Origin of the sequence: Actinacidiphila acidipaludis (assembly GCF_019890725.1) — a bacterium.
GTDB classification, from domain to species: Bacteria; Actinomycetota; Actinomycetes; order Streptomycetales; family Streptomycetaceae; genus Actinacidiphila; species Actinacidiphila acidipaludis.
In genome coordinates this window covers 30,312-47,859 of the sequence record NZ_JAINZZ010000062.1, presented here as the reverse complement: position 1 = coordinate 47,859, position 17,548 = coordinate 30,312, and the positions used below count along the sequence as shown (strand labels likewise).

At 71.4% G+C, this 17,548-nt stretch carries 16 protein-coding genes; 10 read left to right on the top strand and 6 right to left on the bottom strand.

Annotated features, from left to right (window positions below; translation table 11 throughout):
* The 6 genes from whiA to K7862_RS31315 all read left to right on the top strand — a co-directional run.
* Window positions 1-490 (top strand): DNA-binding protein WhiA (gene whiA, locus K7862_RS31340; protein WP_222968251.1); only part of this gene is annotated, 490 nt, incomplete at its 5' end.
* 236 nt (window positions 491-726) lie between these two features.
* A complete protein-coding gene (gap, locus tag K7862_RS31335) occupies window positions 727-1,731 on the top strand; it encodes a type I glyceraldehyde-3-phosphate dehydrogenase (RefSeq protein WP_222968250.1) in 1,005 nt (334 codons plus the stop codon).
* Between the two features lie 116 nt (window positions 1,732-1,847).
* Window positions 1,848-3,062, top strand: a complete 1,215-nt coding sequence (locus K7862_RS31330) for a phosphoglycerate kinase (protein ID WP_222968248.1) — start codon at window positions 1,848-1,850, stop codon at window positions 3,060-3,062.
* A gap of 36 nt (window positions 3,063-3,098) precedes the next feature.
* Window positions 3,099-3,854, top strand: coding sequence for a triose-phosphate isomerase (tpiA, locus tag K7862_RS31325; protein WP_222968256.1), 756 nt, complete (start codon window positions 3,099-3,101; stop codon window positions 3,852-3,854).
* A 116-nt stretch (window positions 3,855-3,970) separates the two neighbouring features.
* Window positions 3,971-4,207 (top strand): preprotein translocase subunit SecG, encoded by a 237-nt coding sequence (gene secG, locus K7862_RS31320; RefSeq protein WP_222968246.1) that lies wholly within the window; start codon window positions 3,971-3,973, stop codon window positions 4,205-4,207.
* A gap of 177 nt (window positions 4,208-4,384) precedes the next feature.
* Window positions 4,385-4,720, top strand: a complete 336-nt coding sequence (locus K7862_RS31315; protein WP_073497103.1) for an RNA polymerase-binding protein RbpA — start codon at window positions 4,385-4,387, stop codon at window positions 4,718-4,720.
* 28 nt (window positions 4,721-4,748) lie between these two features.
* On the opposite strand, the gene K7862_RS31310 is transcribed toward K7862_RS31315, so the two are convergent.
* A complete protein-coding gene (locus K7862_RS31310) occupies window positions 4,749-5,636 on the bottom strand; it encodes a MurR/RpiR family transcriptional regulator (RefSeq protein ID WP_222968244.1) in 888 nt (295 codons plus the stop codon).
* A gap of 58 nt (window positions 5,637-5,694) precedes the next feature.
* Between K7862_RS31310 and K7862_RS31305 the strand changes: the two genes are divergently transcribed.
* The 3 genes from K7862_RS31305 to pgi all read left to right on the top strand — a co-directional run bounded on the left by K7862_RS31305 (window position 5,695) and on the right by pgi (window position 9,395).
* Window positions 5,695-6,756: a BadF/BadG/BcrA/BcrD ATPase family protein gene (locus tag K7862_RS31305; RefSeq protein WP_222968242.1), complete on the top strand. Its 1,062-nt coding sequence runs from the start codon at window positions 5,695-5,697 to the stop codon at window positions 6,754-6,756.
* Between the two features lie 142 nt (window positions 6,757-6,898).
* On the top strand, window positions 6,899-7,663 hold the full coding sequence (locus K7862_RS31300) for a sugar isomerase domain-containing protein (RefSeq protein ID WP_222968241.1): 765 nt from the start codon (window positions 6,899-6,901) through the stop codon (window positions 7,661-7,663).
* A 73-nt stretch (window positions 7,664-7,736) separates the two neighbouring features.
* Window positions 7,737-9,395 (top strand): glucose-6-phosphate isomerase, encoded by a 1,659-nt coding sequence (pgi, locus tag K7862_RS31295; RefSeq protein ID WP_222968239.1) that lies wholly within the window; start codon window positions 7,737-7,739, stop codon window positions 9,393-9,395.
* A 143-nt stretch (window positions 9,396-9,538) separates the two neighbouring features.
* On the opposite strand, the gene pgl is transcribed toward pgi, so the two are convergent.
* From pgl to tkt, 5 genes are read right to left on the bottom strand one after another with little or no spacing between them, the layout of a single operon-like run.
* The gene (gene pgl, locus K7862_RS31290) at window positions 9,539-10,321 is read right to left on the bottom strand and encodes a 6-phosphogluconolactonase (protein ID WP_222968237.1); all 783 of its coding nucleotides are present in this window, start codon (window positions 10,319-10,321) and stop codon (window positions 9,539-9,541) included.
* Window positions 10,318-11,418: a glucose-6-phosphate dehydrogenase assembly protein OpcA gene (opcA, locus tag K7862_RS31285; protein ID WP_222968235.1), complete on the bottom strand. Its 1,101-nt coding sequence runs from the start codon at window positions 11,416-11,418 to the stop codon at window positions 10,318-10,320. Before opcA ends, pgl begins: the two co-directional genes overlap by 4 nt.
* Entirely contained in the window at window positions 11,415-12,959 is a 1,545-nt protein-coding gene (zwf, locus tag K7862_RS31280) for a glucose-6-phosphate dehydrogenase (protein ID WP_222968234.1), read from the bottom strand. The genes opcA and zwf overlap by 4 nt, the downstream gene beginning before the upstream one ends.
* A 1-nt stretch (window position 12,960) precedes the next feature.
* The gene (gene tal / locus K7862_RS31275) at window positions 12,961-14,079 is read right to left on the bottom strand and encodes a transaldolase (protein ID WP_222968233.1); all 1,119 of its coding nucleotides are present in this window, start codon (window positions 14,077-14,079) and stop codon (window positions 12,961-12,963) included.
* Window positions 14,080-14,112: 33 nt separating this feature from the next.
* Entirely contained in the window at window positions 14,113-16,215 is a 2,103-nt protein-coding gene (gene tkt / locus K7862_RS31270) for a transketolase (RefSeq protein WP_222968232.1), read from the bottom strand.
* A gap of 310 nt (window positions 16,216-16,525) precedes the next feature.
* Between tkt and K7862_RS31265 the strand changes: the two genes are divergently transcribed.
* Window positions 16,526-17,476: a heme o synthase gene (locus tag K7862_RS31265; RefSeq protein WP_222968231.1), complete on the top strand. Its 951-nt coding sequence runs from the start codon at window positions 16,526-16,528 to the stop codon at window positions 17,474-17,476.
* Window positions 17,477-17,548 lie beyond the last annotated feature (72 nt).

Genomic DNA, 17,548 nt, shown 5'->3' with positions numbered 1-17,548 from the left:
CGGCGCGGCCCGCCGGCTGCAGATCCCGGCCAAGGCGCGCGAGGTCCGCAACGTGGACCGCGTGGTGGTGCGCGACGGCGACGCGATCGGCGCGCTGCTGACCCGGCTCGGCGCCCACGACTCGGTGCTGGCCTGGGAAGAGCGCCGGATGCGCCGCGAGGTGCGGGCCACCGCCAACCGGCTCGCCAACTTCGACGACGCCAACCTGCGCAGGTCCGCGCGGGCCGCGGTGGCGGCCGGCGCCCGTGTGCAGCGCGCGCTGGAGATCCTCGGCGAGGAGGTCCCGGAGCACCTCGCGGCCGCGGGCCGGCTGCGGATGGACCACAAGCAGGCGTCGCTGGAGGAGCTGGGCTCGCTGGCCGAGCCGCCGCTGACCAAGGACGCCGTGGCCGGCCGGATCCGGCGGCTGCTGGCCATGGCGGACAAGCGGGCGTCCGATCTGGGCATGCCCGGGACCGAGGCGAACCTCACCGACGAGATGGTCGGCTGATCCTCGGCCGGTCTCCCGCAGGGACCGCCCCCTGACCGCTGTGGGGCGGCCTCCCGAGGGGCCCGAGGCGGCCGCCGGGGACGGAATCCCCAGCGTGGAGCGAACCTGCCAGAGCGGCGCGGCGCGGCCCCGTGACGCGACCGCGTCGCGGGGCGGGTAGGCTCAGCAGTGGTCGGGGACATCCCATATTTCGCAGCCGGAGAGGGACTCCGGCATCTGAGCGAGGAGATCGGTTCGTGACGATCCGGGTAGGCATCAACGGCTTTGGCCGTATCGGTCGTAACTTCTTCCGCGCCATCCTGGAACAGGGCGCCGACGTCGAGGTCGTGGCGGTCAACGACCTCGGTGACACCGCGACCACCGCGCACCTGCTGAAGTACGACACCATCCTCGGCCGTCTCAAGGCCGAGGTGACGCACACCGCCGACACCATCACCGTGGACGGCCACACCATCAAGGTGCTCGCCGAGCGCGACCCCGCCGCCATCAAGTGGGGCGAGCTGGGCGTCGACATCGTGATCGAGTCGACCGGCATCTTCACCAAGGCCGCCGACGCCGGCAAGCACCTCGCGGGCGGCGCCAAGAAGGTCATCATCTCGGCGCCCGCCAAGGACGAGGACATCACCATCGTCATGGGGGTCAACCAGGAGAAGTACGACCCCGCGAAGCACAACATCATCTCCAACGCCTCGTGCACCACCAACTGCGTGGCGCCGATGGCGAAGGTGCTGCTGGAGAACTTCGGCATCGTCAAGGGCCTGATGACCACGGTCCACGCGTACACCAACGACCAGCGCATCCTGGACTTCCCGCACAAGGACCTGCGCCGCGCGCGGGCCGCCGCGGAGAACATCATCCCGACCACCACGGGCGCCGCCAAGGCCACCGCGCTGGTCATCCCGGAGCTCAAGGGCAAGCTGGACGGCATGGCCATGCGCGTCCCGGTCCCGACCGGCTCGGTCACCGACCTGGTGGTCGACCTGGAGCGCGAGGTCACCAAGGACGAGGTCAACGCCGCCTTCCAGAAGGCCGCCGAGGGCCAGCTGAAGAACCTGCTGGTGTACACCGAGGACCAGATCGTCTCCTCGGACATCGTCAACACGCCGGCGTCCTGCACCTTCGACGCCTCCCTGACCATGGTCCAGGGCAAGACCGTCAAGGTCATCGGCTGGTACGACAACGAGTGGGGCTACTCCAACCGCCTCGTGGACCTCGCGGTCTTCGTCGGCGGCCAGCTCTGACCGCGCGCCCGCAGCGCACCGTGATGTGACGGACAGGGCCCGGAGGGGTGCGAGCACGCACCCCCCGGGCCCTGTCCGCATGCCGACATCCCGTTCAGACCTCAGGAGACCCCTTCATGAAGACGATCGACGACCTCCTCGCCGAGGGGCAGGTGTCCGGCAAGCGGGTGTTCGTCCGCTCCGACCTGAACGTCCCTCTCTCCGACGGCACGATCACCGACGACGGCCGCATCCGCGCCGCCGCCCCGACCATCTCCCGACTCGCCGAGGCCGGGGCCAAGGTGATCGTCGCCTCGCACCTGGGCCGCCCCAATGGCGCGCCCGACCCGCAGTTCTCGCTCGCCCCGGTCGCCGCGCGGCTCGGTGAACTGCTCGGCCGCGACGTCGCGTTCGCCGCAGACACCGTCGGCGACAGCGCCACCGCCACGGTGGCGGGCCTGGCCGACGGCCAGGTCGCCCTGCTGGAGAACCTGCGCTTCAACGCGGGCGAGACCGCCAAGGACGACGCGGAGCGCGGCGCGTTCGCCGACCAGCTGGCCGCGCTCGCCGACCTGTACGTCGGCGACGGCTTCGGCGCGGTGCACCGCAAGCACGCCTCCGTCTACGACCTCCCGGCGCGGCTGCCGCACGCCGCGGGCGGCCTGATCGCCACCGAGGTCGGCGTGCTGAAGAAGCTCACCGAGGACGTCTCGCGTCCCTACGCGGTCGTGCTCGGCGGCTCCAAGGTGTCCGACAAGCTCGGCGTGATCGACCACCTGCTGGAGAAGGCCGACCGCATCCTGGTCGGCGGCGGCATGGTCTTCACCTTCCTCAAGGCCCAGGGCCACGAGGTGGGCAGGAGCCTGCTGCAGGAGGACCAGCTCCCGGCCGTCCGGGAGTACCTGGAGCGCGCCGAGGCCAAGGGCGTGGAGTTCGTGCTGCCGGTCGACGTGGTCGGCGCCACCGAGTTCCCCGACCTGAAGACCAAGGCGCCGTCCTCGCCGGCCACCGCGCCGGTCGACGCCATCCCGGCCGACATGATCGGCCTGGACATCGGCCCGGAGTCGCGGAAGCTGTTCGCCGCGAAGCTGGCCGACACCGCCACCGTGTTCTGGAACGGCCCGATGGGCGTGTTCGAGCACCCCGACTACGCCGACGGCACCCGCGCCGTCGCCCAGGCGCTGATCGATGCCCCGGCCTTCACCGTGGTCGGCGGCGGCGACTCGGCCGCCGCGGTCCGCATCCTGGGCTTCGACGAGAACGCCTTCGGCCACATCTCGACCGGTGGCGGAGCCAGTCTGGAATACCTGGAAGGCAAGACCCTGCCGGGGCTCGCCGCGCTGGAGGGCTGAAACACCATGACCGAACAGAACACCCGCACGCCGCTGATGGCGGGCAACTGGAAGATGAACCTCAACCACCTCGAGGCCATCGCGCACGTCCAGAAGCTCGCCTTCGGGCTGAACGACAAGGACTTCGACGCGGTCGAGGTCGCGGTGCTGACGCCGTTCACCGACCTGCGGTCGGTGCAGACCCTGGTCGACGGCGACAAGCTGAGGATCAAGTACGGCGCCCAGGACATCTCGGCCCACGACTCCGGCGCCTACACCGGCGAGATCTCCGGGCCGATGCTGTCGAAGCTGAAGTGCTCCTACGTGGCCGTCGGCCACTCCGAGCGGCGCCAGTACCACCACGAGACCGACGAGCAGGTGAACGCCAAGGTCAAGGCCGCCTTCAAGCACGGCCTGACCCCGATCATGTGCGTCGGTGAGGAGCTGGCGGTCCGCGAGGCGGGCGACCACGTGCCGCACACGCTCGCGCAGGTCGAGGGCGGCCTCAAGGGTCTGCCGGCCGAGCAGGCCGCGACCGTGGTGATCGCCTACGAGCCGGTGTGGGCCATCGGCACCGGCAAGGTCTGCGGCTCGGACGACGCGCAGGAGGTCTGCGCGGCGATCCGCGGCAAGCTCGCCGAGCTGTACTCGCAGGAGGTGGCGGACCAGGTTCGCATCCAGTACGGCGGCTCGGTGAAGGCCGGCAACGTGGCCGAGATCATGGCCAGGCCGGACATCGACGGTGCCCTGGTCGGCGGTGCGTCGCTGGACGCCGACGAGTTCGTGAGGATCGTCCGCTTCCGGGACCAGTGAAGTCCGGACACGTGTGAAGTACCCTGTCGGGGCCGGTGCGGTGTGCAGGTGACCGCCGCCGGCCCCGCGCCGTAGTCATTCAGTGCCGTCGTGTAGTCGAGAGAGTTGGTCCAGCCGTGGTCATCGGGTTCTCCATCGCCCTCATCATCTTCAGCCTGCTGCTCCTGCTGCTCGTGCTGATGCACAAGGGGAAGGGCGGCGGCCTGTCGGACATGTTCGGCGGTGGCATGCAGTCCTCCGTCGGCGGTTCCTCGGTGGCCGAGCGCAACCTCGACCGCATCACCGTGGTCGTCGGCCTGCTGTGGTTCGCGTGCATCGTCACGCTCGGCCTGGTGATGAAGTACCAGAAGTAACGTCCCGAAAAAGCCGTCGTTCAGGCCGAACTGACGGCTCGTCGCCAAAGCGGCGCATCCACGACTTATCATGGAAGCGCGTCTTGGGATACCGTGCCCTTTCCCGCCAGGCGCGGGGGCGAACCGGTCTCCGGCAATGGGCGACCTCGCAGCACCATCACGCAGGGAGTTACGACCGTGGCAAGTGGCAACGCGATCCGTGGCAGTCGGGTCGGAGCGGGGCCGATGGGAGAGGCGGAGCGCGGCGAGTCCGCGCCCAGGCTGCGCATCTCCTTCTGGTGCTCCAACGGGCACGAGACCCAGCCGAGCTTCGCCAGCGACGCGCAGATCCCGGAGACCTGGGACTGCCCCCGCTGCGGCTTCCCGGCCGGGCAGGACGAGGAGAACCCGCCGGCGCCGCCGCGGACCGAGCCCTACAAGACGCACCTGGCCTACGTCCGGGAGCGCCGCTCGGCCGCCGACGGCGAGGCGATCCTCGCCGAGGCCCTCGCGAAGCTCCGCGGCGAGATCTGACGGAAGCGCCCCCGGTCCGGGGTCAGGCTCAGCCCGCTGAGCCGGCCCGGCGGCCGGGGGCTCTTTTCGTGCTGTGCCCCTGGGCGATGTGGGACGTCAACGCGATCGACGCGGTGGCCCGTTCGTAGGTGAGCTGGGCCACCCGCGCGTACAGGCAGTCCACGATCAGCAGGACGGAGTGGCGGGTGCCGAAGTTGCCCTGCCGAAAGCTGGTCTCGCCGGAGAACGACGTCAGACGGACGTCCGCGGCCTGCGCGACGGGCGAGCGCGGATCGCCGGTGACGGCGACCGTGGTGGCGCCGCGCTCCGCGGCCATCCGCAGCGGCTCCAGGACCTCCCGGGTGGCACCCGAGTGCGAGACGGCCACCACGGCGTCCGAGGGCGTCAGAAGGGCCGCTGAGGTCTCCGCCGCGTGCACCTCGGTCCAGGCGTGGGCCTGGCAGCCGATCCCGAACAGCCGGGCCTGCGTCTCGTGCGCCACGATGCCAGAGCCTCCGACGCCGTAGACGTCGATCCTGCGGGCCCTGGCGAGGGCCTGCGCGGCCCGTTCCAGCGCCTCGCGGTCCAGCAGGTCGGCGGTGTGCCGCAGCGCCTGCAGATCGGCCTCCGCGACCACCGCGATGACCTGCTCCAGGTCGTCGTCCGGGCCGATCCGCGGCCCCAGCGCGGCGCCGCGCGCCTCGGCCTCGGCCCGGCCCTGCTCCTGCGCCAGCTCGATCAGCAGCTGCTGGTAGGACTCCAGGCCCAGCGCCCGGCAGAAACGCGTCACCGTGGCCTGCGAGGTGCCGGTCCTGCGGCCCAGTTCCGCCGCCGAGCCGTGGGTGGCCGCCACCGGGTCGGCCAGCACGAGCTCGCCGACCTTGCGCAGGGAACCGGACATCCGCGGAAGTTCGGAGCGGATCAGAGCGGTGATCATGACACGCGTCCCGTCGGGTCTTGTGCAGGAGTGAATCCATCAACCACCATGCGGGTTGATGAGTGAAATCTACAGCCAGCCGCTGGTGATCGGTATCGACGCGGGCGGCACCCGCAGCCGCGCGTGCCTGGCCCTCGCCGAACCGGCTCCCGAGCCCGGCGGCGGCCCCGCAACCGGCTCCGGCGCCGCCTCCGGCTCCGGGGCCGCCCCCGTCGATCCCGCCGCCGCCGTGCTGAGCCGCGGCAGCGGCGGCCCCGGCAACGCCCTGAGCGTCGGCCGCGCCGACCTGACCCGGCACCTGACCGACGCGATCGCCCAGGCCGTGCCGCCCGCCGCCCGGGGGCGGGTGGTCGCCGCGTTCGGCGGCTTCGCGGGCGCGGCCGAGGGCCTGGGCAGCGAGCGCGGGCAGGGGCTCGCCCTGTCCTGCCTGGCGGACGCGCTGACCGCCAACGGGATCTCCGGCGCGGCCGTCGGGGTCGGCGGCGACACGGAGGTGGCGCTGGCCGCCGCCCCCGGTGCGCCCGTCGACGGGCTGGTGCTCATCGCCGGCACCGGCGCGATCGCCACCCGGCTGGCCGGGCGCAAGCGGGCCGCCGTGATCGACGGCCACGGCTGGCTGCTGGGCGACGAGGGCAGCGGCTACTGGCTGGGCGGCCGCACCGTGCGGGCGGCGCTGGAGGCACTGGACGGGCGCGGGCCCTGGACCGCGCTGGTGGCCGCCGTCACCGCGCACTACCTGGGGGAGACGGCACTGCTGCCCGCGGGCCGGCTGCCGGACTTCGAGGAGCGGTGGCAGCTCAGCGAGGCCGTCGTCACGCGTGCCTACGGCCAGCCGCCCCCGCAGCTCGCCCTGCTCAGCCCCGCCGCGGTGGCGGCGGCCGACGCCGGCGACGCGGTGGCGCTGCGCCTGCTGGACGAGGCGGCGGCGCTGCTGACGGCCTCGGTGGGGGCGCTGCACCCGCTGGCGGGGGAGCCGCTGGTACTCACCGGCGGGCTGCTGGGTCCCGGGGGACCGCTGCTGTCCCGGGTCTCGGCGCGGCTGTCCGGTCTGGGGCTGCGGCTGTATCCCACGGCGGACGGCGCGCCCGGTGCCGCCGCGCTGGCCCGGACCCTGCTCTGACCCGCGCGGCGGGCTCTCCACGGTGCCTTGACGGCACTCCTTGGTTCGTTGTTTCATCGCAGTGCCGACAGTGTGGTTGGCTCAACCGAAGATCATCCCAGTTGATCACCGAAGATCACCGCTCTGCGAAGGAGCCCCGGCCATGGCCGCAGGACAGATCAGCGCCGCAGCGTTCGCCGACGAGGGCCGCGCGGCCGTGGAGCGCGCGATCGAGGCGAACAAGGACTCCGTGGCGGCCGCCGGCCGGCTCTTCGCGGACTGCGTGGCCGCCGACGGCGTGATCCACGGCTTCGGCACCGGCCACTCCCAGGCCACCGTGCTGGAGATCGTCGGCCGGGCCGGCGGCCTCATCCCCACCAACCGCATCGGCCTGTCCGACCTGGTGCTGCGCGGCGGCGAGGACCGCTCGGTGCTCGGCGACCCGCTGCTGGAGCGCTCCCCGGGCCTGGCCCGGCGGCTGTACGAGCTGGCCGACCCGCGCCCGCAGGACCTGTTCGTCATCGTGTCCAACTCGGGCGTCAACAACTCGATCGTCGACATGGCGCTGCACGTCAAGGAAGCCGGCCACCAGCTGATCGCGCTGACCTCGCTCACCCACACCCGCGCGGTGCCCGCCCTGCATCCCAGCGGCCGCCGGCTGGCCGACGTCGCCGACGCCGTGCTGGACAACTGCGCCCCGGCCGGCGACGCCATCCTCCCGCTGGAGAACGGCGGCGCGCTGTGCGGCGTGTCGACCATCACCTCCGCGCTGCTGGTGCAGATGGTCCTCGCCGAGGCCGTCGGGATCCTGCAGGCCGAGGGCAAGGAGGCGCCGGTGTACATCTCGGCGAACCTGCCCGGGGGCCACGAGCGCAACGTCGTCCTGGAGGAGCGCTACGCCGGGCGGCTGCACCGCGGAGGGTTCTGATCTCCCCTCACCTCGTCCCGCTGCGTCATCAACTAGCGTTGGTGTCGCAGCGAGGACGAGGAGAAGTGGACTGATGTCCGAAACCAACGCGCAGGCCTCCACCAGGCTCGACCAGCGTCCCGAGTGGCACGCGCTCGCCAAGCACCGCGAGGAGCTGGCCGACGTACACCTGCGGGACCTGTTCGACCGCGACCCCGACCGGGGCAGCCGCTACACCCTCCAGGTCGGCGACCTCCACCTGGACTACTCCAAGCAGCTCGTCACCGACGAGACGCTGCGGCTGCTGCGGGAACTGGCCGCCGCGACCGGGGTGTTCCCGCTCCGCGACGCGATGTTCCGCGGCGAGCGGATCAACGTCACCGAGAACCGCGCGGTGCTGCACACCGCGCTGCGCGCCCCGCAGTCCGCCACGATCGACCTCGACGGCCAGAACGTGGTGCCCGGCGTGCACGCGGTGCTCTACAAGATGACGCAGTTCGCCGACCGGATCCGCTCCGGGGAGTGGACCGGGTACACCGGCAGGCGGATCCGGAACATCGTCAACATCGGCATCGGCGGCTCCGACCTCGGCCCCGCGATGGCCTACGAGGTGCTGCGCACCCACACCGACCGCGACCTGACCGTGCGCTTCGTCTCCAACGTCGACGGCGCCGACCTGTACGAGGCGGTCCGCGACCTGGACGCGGCCGAGACGCTGTTCATCATCGCCTCCAAGACCTTCACCACCATCGAGACCATCACCAACGCCACCTCCGCCCGGCAGTGGCTGCTCGGGGAGCTCGGCGCCGGTGACGAGGCGGTGGCCAAGCACTTCGTCGCGCTGTCCACCAACGCCGAGAAGGTCTCCGACTTCGGCATCGACCCGCAGAACATGTTCGAGTTCTGGGACTGGGTCGGCGGCCGCTACTCCTTCGACTCGGCCATCGGCCTGTCGCTGATGCTGGCCATCGGCCCCAACGCGTTCCGCGAGATGCTCGCCGGCTTCCACCTGGTCGACGAGCACTTCCGGACCGCGCCGCCCGAGCAGAACGTCCCGCTGCTGCTCGGCCTGCTCGGCGTCTGGTACGGCGGCTTCCACGACGCGCAGTCGCACGCCGTGCTGCCCTACAGCCACTATCTGAGCAAGTTCACGGCCTACCTCCAGCAGCTCGACATGGAGTCCAACGGCAAGTCCGTGGACCGCGACGGCAACCCCGTCAGCTGGCAGACCGGACCGGTGGTGTGGGGCACGCCGGGCACCAACGGGCAGCACGCGTACTACCAGTTGCTGCACCAGGGCACCAAGCTCATCCCGGCCGACTTCATCGGCTTCGCCCGGCCGGTCGAGGAGCTCGGCGCGCTGGCCGGCCACCACGACCTGCTGATGGCGAACTTCTTCGCGCAGACGCAGGCGCTGGCGTTCGGCAAGACCCCGGACGAGGTCCGCGCCGAGGGGGTGCCGGAGGAGCTGGTGCCGCACAAGACGTTCCGCGGCAACCACCCGACCACGACGATCCTGGCGACCGAGCTGACGCCGTCGGTGCTGGGCCAGCTCATCGCGCTCTACGAGCACAAGGTGTTCGTGCAGGGCGCGATCTGGAACATCGACTCCTTCGACCAGTGGGGCGTCGAGCTCGGCAAGGTCCTGGCCAAGCGCGTGGAGCCCGCACTGACCGAGGGTGCCGACGTGCCCGGCCTCGACCCGAGCACCAAGGCGCTGGTGGCCAGGTACCGCGAGCTGCGCGGCCGCTGACCGCCGCCGATCGCGCGCTGACTGCCGCCGGCTGCCGCTGACTGGGGGACCCGGACGGGGCGCGCCGGACGCACACGAAGGGCGCGCCCCGAGCGGGGCGCGCCCTTCGCGCACGGTCTGCGGCCACCGTCGTGGCCGGCCGCCTACGAGGAGGCGGGCGGGTAGAGCTGCGGCGGGAGCTTGGCCGCGGCCGCCCGGTCGAGCAGCCACAGGGTGCGCGAGCGCCCGTACGCGCCGGAGGCCGGTGCCTGGAGCTCGCCCGGCGCGGACAGCGCGAGAGCGACCGCCCCCGCCTTGTCCTCGCCCGCCGCCAGCAGCCACACCTCGCGTGCCGCCCGGATCGCCGGCAGCGTCAGCGAGATCCGGGTCGGGGGCGGCTTCGGTGAGCCGTGCACGCCGACCACCGTGCGGGACCGCTCCCGCACCCCCGGGTGCTCGGGGAAGAGCGAGGCCACATGCGTGTCCGGCCCCACCCCGAGCATCAGCACGTCGAACGACGGCACCCGCACGTGGTCCTCGGCGCCTGCCGCGGCCGCCAGCTCCGCGGCATACGCCTCGGCCGCGGCGTCGGCGTCCGAACCGTGGACGCCGCCCGACGCGGGCATCGCGTGCACCCGCGACGGGGTGACCGGGACCGCGTCCAGCAGCGCCTCACGGGCCTGGGTGACGTTGCGCTCCGGGTCCCCCTCGGGGAGGAACCGCTCGTCGCCCCACCACAGGTCCAGGTGCGCCCAGTCCACGGCGTCGCGCGCCGGGGACCCGGCGAGCGCCGCCAGCAGCGCGTTGCCGTTCCGGCCGCCCGTGAGCACCACCGAGGCGGTGCCCCGGGCGGCCTGGGCGTCGACCACCTTCGTGATCAGCCGGGCCGCCGCGGCCTGCGCCATCAGCTCCTTGTCCCGGTGGACCACGACCTGGGGTGTGCTCACTTCGACGACGCCTTCCCCGCGCTCCCGGTACCGGAGGCGGCCTTCTGGGCCTGCGTCGCCGCGGTCTTTCCGGCCTGCGCCTCCTTCTGCTCCGGGCTGGCCTTCCGGGACGGCGTCGCCTTGCTCGCCCCGCGGGAGGGCTCGCCCTCGGCCGCGGCGGCCTTCCCCGACTCCGGGATGAGGTGCTTGACGCCGAACTGCACGGTCGAGCGGTAGATGTCGTCCGGGTCCAGCCGCCGCAGCTCCTCGGCGATCAGCTCGGACGTCTCCCGCCGCTTGAGCGCGACGTGCCGGTCCGGCTGGCCGGGCATGGCCAGCTCGGCCAGGGCGCCGTCCGGCCGGTCGAGGCAGATCTCGCCGTCCGCGCTGGCCAGGTGCACCGCGGTGATGCCGGGACCGCGGGAGATCTTGCGCTCCACCGGCACCCCGAGGCGGTCCGCCAGCCACAGGGCCAGCAGTTCGGTGCTCGGGTTGTACGCCTCGCCCTCGACCACGGCCGAGGAGATCGTGGAGTGCTTCTGGTCCAGGGCCGCCGCGAGCATCGAGCGCCACGGGGTGATCCGGGTCCAGGCCAGGTCGGTGTCGCCGGGCGCGTAGGTCTCGGCCCGCAGGCCCAGCGACGCGACCGGGTCCTCGGCCGACGCGGCGTCGGAGATCCGGCGCTGGCCGAGGCGGCCCAGCGGGTCCGCCGCCAGGTTCTCCGGGCCCGCCTCCGGCCACCAGACGACCACGGGGGCGTCGGGCAGCAGCAGCGGCAGCACCACGGACTCGGCGTGCTGGGCCAGTTCACCGTGGAGCCGCAGCACCACGGTCTCGCCGGTGCCGGCCTCGGAGCCGACCAGCACCTCGGCGTCGAGCCGGGCCAGCGCCCGGTCCCGCGGCGAGCGGCCGGGCCGCTTGATGACGACCAGGATCCGCGAGGGGTGCTCCTTGGAGGCCTCGGTGGCGGCCTTCAGCGCGTCGTAGGCGCTGCCCTCGTCGGTGACGATGACCAGGGTCAGCACCATGCCGACGGCCGGGGTGCCGATGGCCCGCCGGGCCTGGATCAGACCGGCGTTGATACGCGACGAGGTGGTGTCCGTCAGATCGATCTTCATGGCCGGCGCCAGCTCCTGCCGTCTCGTGCGAGCATCTCGTCCGCCTCGGCCGGGCCCCAGGTGCCCGACGCGTACTGCGCGGGCTTGCCGTGCTTGTCCCAGTACTCCTCGATCGGGTCGAGGATGGTCCAGGACAGCTCGACCTCCTGGTGGCGCGGGAAGAGGTTGGCGTCACCGAGCAGCACATCCAGGATGAGCCGCTCGTACGCCTCCGGGCTGGACTCGGTGAACGACTCGCCGTAGGCGAAGTCCATCGTCACGTCCCGCACCTCGGTGGAGGTGCCCGGAACCTTCGACCCGAACCTGACCGTGACGCCCTCGTCCGGCTGCACCCGGATGACCAGGGCGTTCTGCCCCAGCTCCTCGGTGGCGCCGGACTCGAAGGGCAGGTACGGGGCGCGCTTGAAGACCACCGCGATCTCCGTCACACGCCGGCCGAGCCGCTTGCCGGTGCGCAGGTAGAACGGCACGCCCGCCCAGCGGCGGTTGTTGATCTCCAGCTTGATCGCCGCGTAGGTGTCGGTCTTGGACTTGGGGTCGATGCCGTCCTCCTCCAGGTACCCGAGCACCTCCTCGCCGCCCTGCCAGGCGTGCGCGTACTGGCCGCGCACGGTGTACTCGCCGAGGTTCTCCGGGAGCACGACCGCGCCCAGCACCTTCAGCTTCTCCGCCGTCAGCGCCTTGGGGTGGAAGGAGCCGGGCTCCTCCATCGCCGTGAGCGCCAGCAGCTGCAGCAGGTGGTTCTGGATCACGTCGCGCGCCGCGCCGATGCCGTCGTAGTAGCCGGCCCGGCCGCCGATGCCGATGTCCTCGGCCATGGTGATCTGCACGTGGTCCACGTAGGACCGGTTCCAGATCGGCTCGTACATCGTGTTGGCGAACCGCAGCGCCAGGATGTTCTGGACGGTCTCCTTGCCCAGGTAGTGGTCGATGCGGAAGACCTCGTTGGGCGGGAAGACGTCGTGGACGGTCCTGTTGAGCTCCTGCGCGCTCTTCAGGTCGTGGCCGAACGGCTTCTCGATCACCGCGCGCCGCCAGGAGTCGCCGCTGCCCTGCGACAGGCCGTGCTTCTTGAGCTGCTGCACGACGTTGGCGAAGAACTTCGGCGGGACCGACAGGTAGAACGCGAAGTTGCCGCCGGTGCCGCGCACCTTGTCCAGGTCCTCGATCGTCGACTTGAGCGTCTCGAACGCGTTGTCGTCGTCGAACTCGCCCGGGACGAAGCGCATGCCCTCGGCGAGCTGCTGCCACACCTCCTCACGGAAGGGGGTGCGCGCGTGCTCCTTGACGGCGTCGTGCACGACCTGCGCGAAGTCCTCGTCCGCCCAGTCGCGGCGGGCGAAGCCCACCAGGGCGAAACCCGGCGGCAGCAGGCCGCGGTTGGCCAGGTCGTAGACCGCGGGCATCAGCTTCTTGCGGGACAGGTCACCGGTCACGCCGAAGATGACCAGCCCCGACGGACCCGCGATACGCGGCAGGCGCCGGTCCTGTGGGTCACGCAGTGGGTTGCCGGCATGCGCCGGAGAGTCGGTGGTGGTCACCTCAGGCCTCCGAAGGGAAAAGCCGTTCGAGTTCCGCCTTGGTGGAGTCCAGCAGTTCGTTCCAGGAGGCCTCGAACTTCTCGACGCCCTCGTCCTCGAGCACCTGGACCACGTCGTCGTACGACACGCCGAGCGCCTCGAGGGCGTCGATGTCCGCACGCGCCTGCTCGTACGTGCCGTGCACCCGGTCACCGCTGATCCGGTCCTGCTGCGCGACGGCGTCCATCGTCGCCTCCGGCATGGTGTTGACCGTGTTCGGCGCGACCAGCTCGTAGACGTAGAGGTCGGCCGGGTAGGCCGGGTCCTTCACGCCCGTCGAGGCCCACAGCGGCCGCTGCTTGTTGGCGCCCGCCTTCTCCAGGGCCAGCCAGCGGTCGGAGGAGAAGACCTCCTCGTACGCCTCGTACGCCAGCCGCGCGTTGGCGACGGCGGCCTTGCCCTTGAGCGCCTTGGCCTCGTCCGTGCCGATCTTCTCCAGGCGCTTGTCGATCTCGGTGTCCACGCGGGACACGAAGAACGACGCCACCGAGTGGATCTCGGACAGGTCCAGGCCCGCCGTCCTGGCCTTCTCCAGACCGGTCAGGTACGCGTCCATCACCTCGCGGTAGCGCTCGAGCGAGAAGATCAGCGTGACGTTGACGCTGATGCCGCGCGCGATGACCTCGGTGATGGCCGGCAGGCCCGGCTTGGTGGCCGGGATCTTGATCAGCGTGTTCGGCCGGTCCACCAGCCACGCGAGCTGCTTGGCCTCGGCGACGGTCGCCTTCGTGTTGTGCGCCAGCCGCGGGTCGACCTCGATCGAGACCCGGCCGTCCTGGTGCTCGCTGGAGTCGAAGAGCGGACGCAGGATGTCCGCGGCGTCACGGACGTCGGCGGTCGTGATCATCCGCACCGCCTCCTCGACCGTCAGCCGGCGCACGGCCAGGTCCTGGAGCTGGCTGTCGTAGCCGTCGCCCTGGGAGATCGCCTTCTGGAAGATCGACGGGTTCGTGGTGACACCCACCACGTGCTGCTGGTCGATGAGTTCGGCCAGGTTGCCGGACGTGATGCGCTTGCGGGACAGGTCGTCCAGCCAGATCGCCACGCCTTCGTCGGAGAGGCGCTTGAGTGCGTCTGTCATCGGAATTGCATCTCCTACTAGTCGTTACCCGGATCAGCGATCTGCGGCGGCGAGAGATTCCCGGGCCGCGGCGGCCACCGCCTCGGCGGTGAACCCGAACTCACGGAACAGCACCTTCGCGTCGGCGCTGGCGCCGAAGTGCTCCAGGCTGACGGTCCGGCCCGCGTCGCCGACGTACCGGTACCAGGTCAGGCCGATGCCGGCCTCGACCGAGACACGCGCCTTCACCGACGGCGGCAGCACGCTGTCCCTGTACGCCTGGTCCTGCTCCTCGAACCACTCCACGCACGGCATCGACACCACGCGGGTGGGGATGCCGGCGGCCTGCAGCTCCTCGCGGGCGCCCACGGCCAGCTGGACCTCGGAACCGGTGGCGATCAGCAGCACCTTCGGCTCGGCGGCCGCGCCGTCCGCGCCCTCGGCGTCGAGCAGCACGTAACCGCCGCGCGCGGCGGCCTCGTTGCGCTCGTAGGTCGGCACGCCCTGCCGGGTCAGCGCCAGGCCGTGCGGAGCGCCCTTGCCGAACTCCTTGGTCCAGCGCCGCTGGATCTCCCGCCAGGCGATCACGGTCTCGTTGGCGTCCGCCGGGCGCACCACGTTGAGCCCCGGGATGGCCCGCAGCGCGGCCAGGTGCTCCACCGGCTGGTGCGTGGGGCCGTCCTCGCCCAGGCCGATCGAGTCGTGCGTCCACACGTAGGTCACCGGCAGGTGCATCAGCGCGGACAGCCGCACCGCGTTGCGCATGTAGTCGGAGAAGACGAGGAACGTACCGCCGTAGACACGGGTGTTGCCGTGCAGCGTGATGCCGTTGAGCTCGGCGGCCATCGCGTGCTCGCGGATGCCGAAGTGGATCGTGCGGCCGTACGGGTCGGCGCCCGGCAGCGGGTTGCCGACCGGCAGGAACGAGGAGTTCTTGTCGAACGTGGTGTTGTTGGAGCCCGCCAGGTCCGCGGAACCACCCCACAGCTCGGGGATGACCCCGCCCAGCGCCTCCAGCACCTTGCCCGAAGCGGCGCGCGTGGCAAGGGACTTGCCGGTCTCGAAGACCGGCAGCGCGTTCTCCCAGCCCTCGGGGAGCTCGGCCGCGTCGACCCGGTCGAACAGGGCGGCGCGCTCGGGGTTGGCGGTGCGCCACGCGGCGAAGGACTTGTCCCACTCCGCCCGCGCCTCGCGGCCGCGCTCACCGACCGCGCGGGTGTGCGCGATCACATCGCCGGCCACGTCGAAGTGCTTGTCGGGGTCGAACCCCAGCACCTCCTTGGTGGCGCGGACCTCGTCCTCGCCCAGCGCGGAGCCGTGCGCGGCCTCGGTGTTCTGCGCGTGCGGCGCCGGCCAGCCGATGATGGAGCGGACCGCGATGAACGACGGGCGCTCGGTCTCGGCCTTGGCGGCCTGCATCGCCGCGTACAGCGCGTGCACGTCCAGCGCGCCGTTCTCCAGCATGTCGACCCGCTGCACGTGCCAGCCGTAGGCCTCGTACCGCTTGCAGGTGTCCTCGGAGACCGCGGTCTCGGTGTCGCCCTCGATCGAGATGTGGTTGTCGTCCCACAGCAGGTTGAGGTTGCCGAGCTTCTGGTGGCCGGCGAGCGAGGACGCCTCGGAGGAGATGCCCTCCTGCAGGCAGCCGTCACCGGCGATCGCCCAGATCGTGTGGTCGAAGGGGGAGGTGCCGGGCGCCGCGTCCGGGTCGAACAGTCCGCGCTCGTAGCGGGAGGCCATGGCCATGCCGACGGCGTTGGCGACGCCCTGGCCGAGCGGGCCGGTGGTGGTCTCTACGCCCGTGGTGTGGCCGTACTCGGGGTGGCCCGGGGTCTTGGAGCCCCAGGTCCTGAACGCCTCCAGGTCGCTCAGTTCGAGCCCGTACCCGGCGTAGTAGAGCTGCGTGTAGAGGGTCAGGCTGGAGTGCCCGGCGGACAGCACGAAGCGGTCGCGGCCGGTCCAGTCCGGGTCCGCGGGGTCGTGCCGCATGACCTTCTGGAAGAGCAGGTAGGCCGCGGGGGCCAGGCTCATCGCCGTGCCGGGATGGCCGTTGCCGACCTTCTGCACGGAATCCATGGCGAGGACACGGGCGGTGTCCACCGCGCGTTCGTCCAGTTCGGTCCACTCGAGATCTGTGGTGGTCGGCTGCTTGCTCACCCTGAGTCAGGGCTCCTCTCCACATGTTCGAAAAGCGCCGGTGACGTGTGCCTACCCGACGCGGTCGAGCCTACCGCCGCAGGGCGCTCACCTTTTCGATCCTGCCCCCCAGCAGCCCGCTTCGCCTGCCGAGCACCGTGAACGGACGGTGAACCCGCTCCGGGCCCGCCTTCACGCCACGGTGGACACGTTCCACCCCCGGGCGAAAGCCGGGTATTCCCTACCTCTAGAGTGGCGTGGTACGCGCAAGCCTCGCGAGGCCCCGCTGATTCCGCCGGTGGCCCGTGCTTGCTGACTCATCTCTCTTGGGGTGTTCGTGACGGCCGTCGAAACCCGACCCGCAGGGGTCCTCGGGGCGGGCTCAGCGCACCGGCCGCTTCGGGCCCGTGTGATGGGGTTCGTGGCACTCACCAAGCCGCGCATCATCGAACTGCTGCTCATCACCACCGTTCCGGTGATGTTCCTGGCGGCCGGCGGAGTGCCTTCCCTGTGGCTGGTCCTGGCCACGGTCGTCGGCGGCTACCTGTCGGCCGGCGGCGCGAACGCGCTGAACATGTACATCGACCGGGACATCGACGCGCTGATGCACCGGACCGAGCAGCGGCCGCTGGTCACCGGCATGGTCTCGCCGGCCGAGGCCCTGGTCTTCGGCATCACGCTCTCGGTGGTCTCCACGGTCTGGTTCGCGGTGCTGGTCAACCCGCTGTCGGCGGCGCTGTCACTCGCGGCGATCCTCTACTACGTCTTCGTGTACACGCTGTGGCTCAAGCGCCGCACGGCCCAGAACATCGTCTGGGGCGGGGTGGCCGGCTGTCTGCAGGTGTTCATCGGCTGGTCCGCGGTGCGGAACGAGCTGGCGTGGGCGCCCTTCGTGCTGTTCCTCGTCCTCTTCTTCTGGACGCCGCCGCACTACTGGCCGCTGTCGATGAAGGTCAAGGACGACTACGAGCGGGTCGGCGTGCCGATGCTGCCGGTGGTCGCCGGCAACCAGGTCGTGGCGAAGCAGATCGTCCTCTACAGCTGGGTGATGGTGCTGACCTCGCTCACGCTGTGGTGGCCGCTCGGCCAGACGTCCTGGTTCTACCCGGTGGTGGCGGCGGCGCTCGGCGCGTTCTGGCTCAAGGAGGCGCACGGGCTGCACGCCCGCGCCAAGGCCGGGATCACCGGGGCCAAGCTCAAGGAGATGCGGCTCTTCCACTGGTCGATCACCTACGCGACCCTGCTGTTCGTCGCCGTCGCGGTCGACCCCTTCCTGCACTAGGATCGGCCGGCCACGAGCGGCTGACCTGCTGCTCCACACGCTGTTACCTGCGTCGCTCTTCGGGCCGGGACG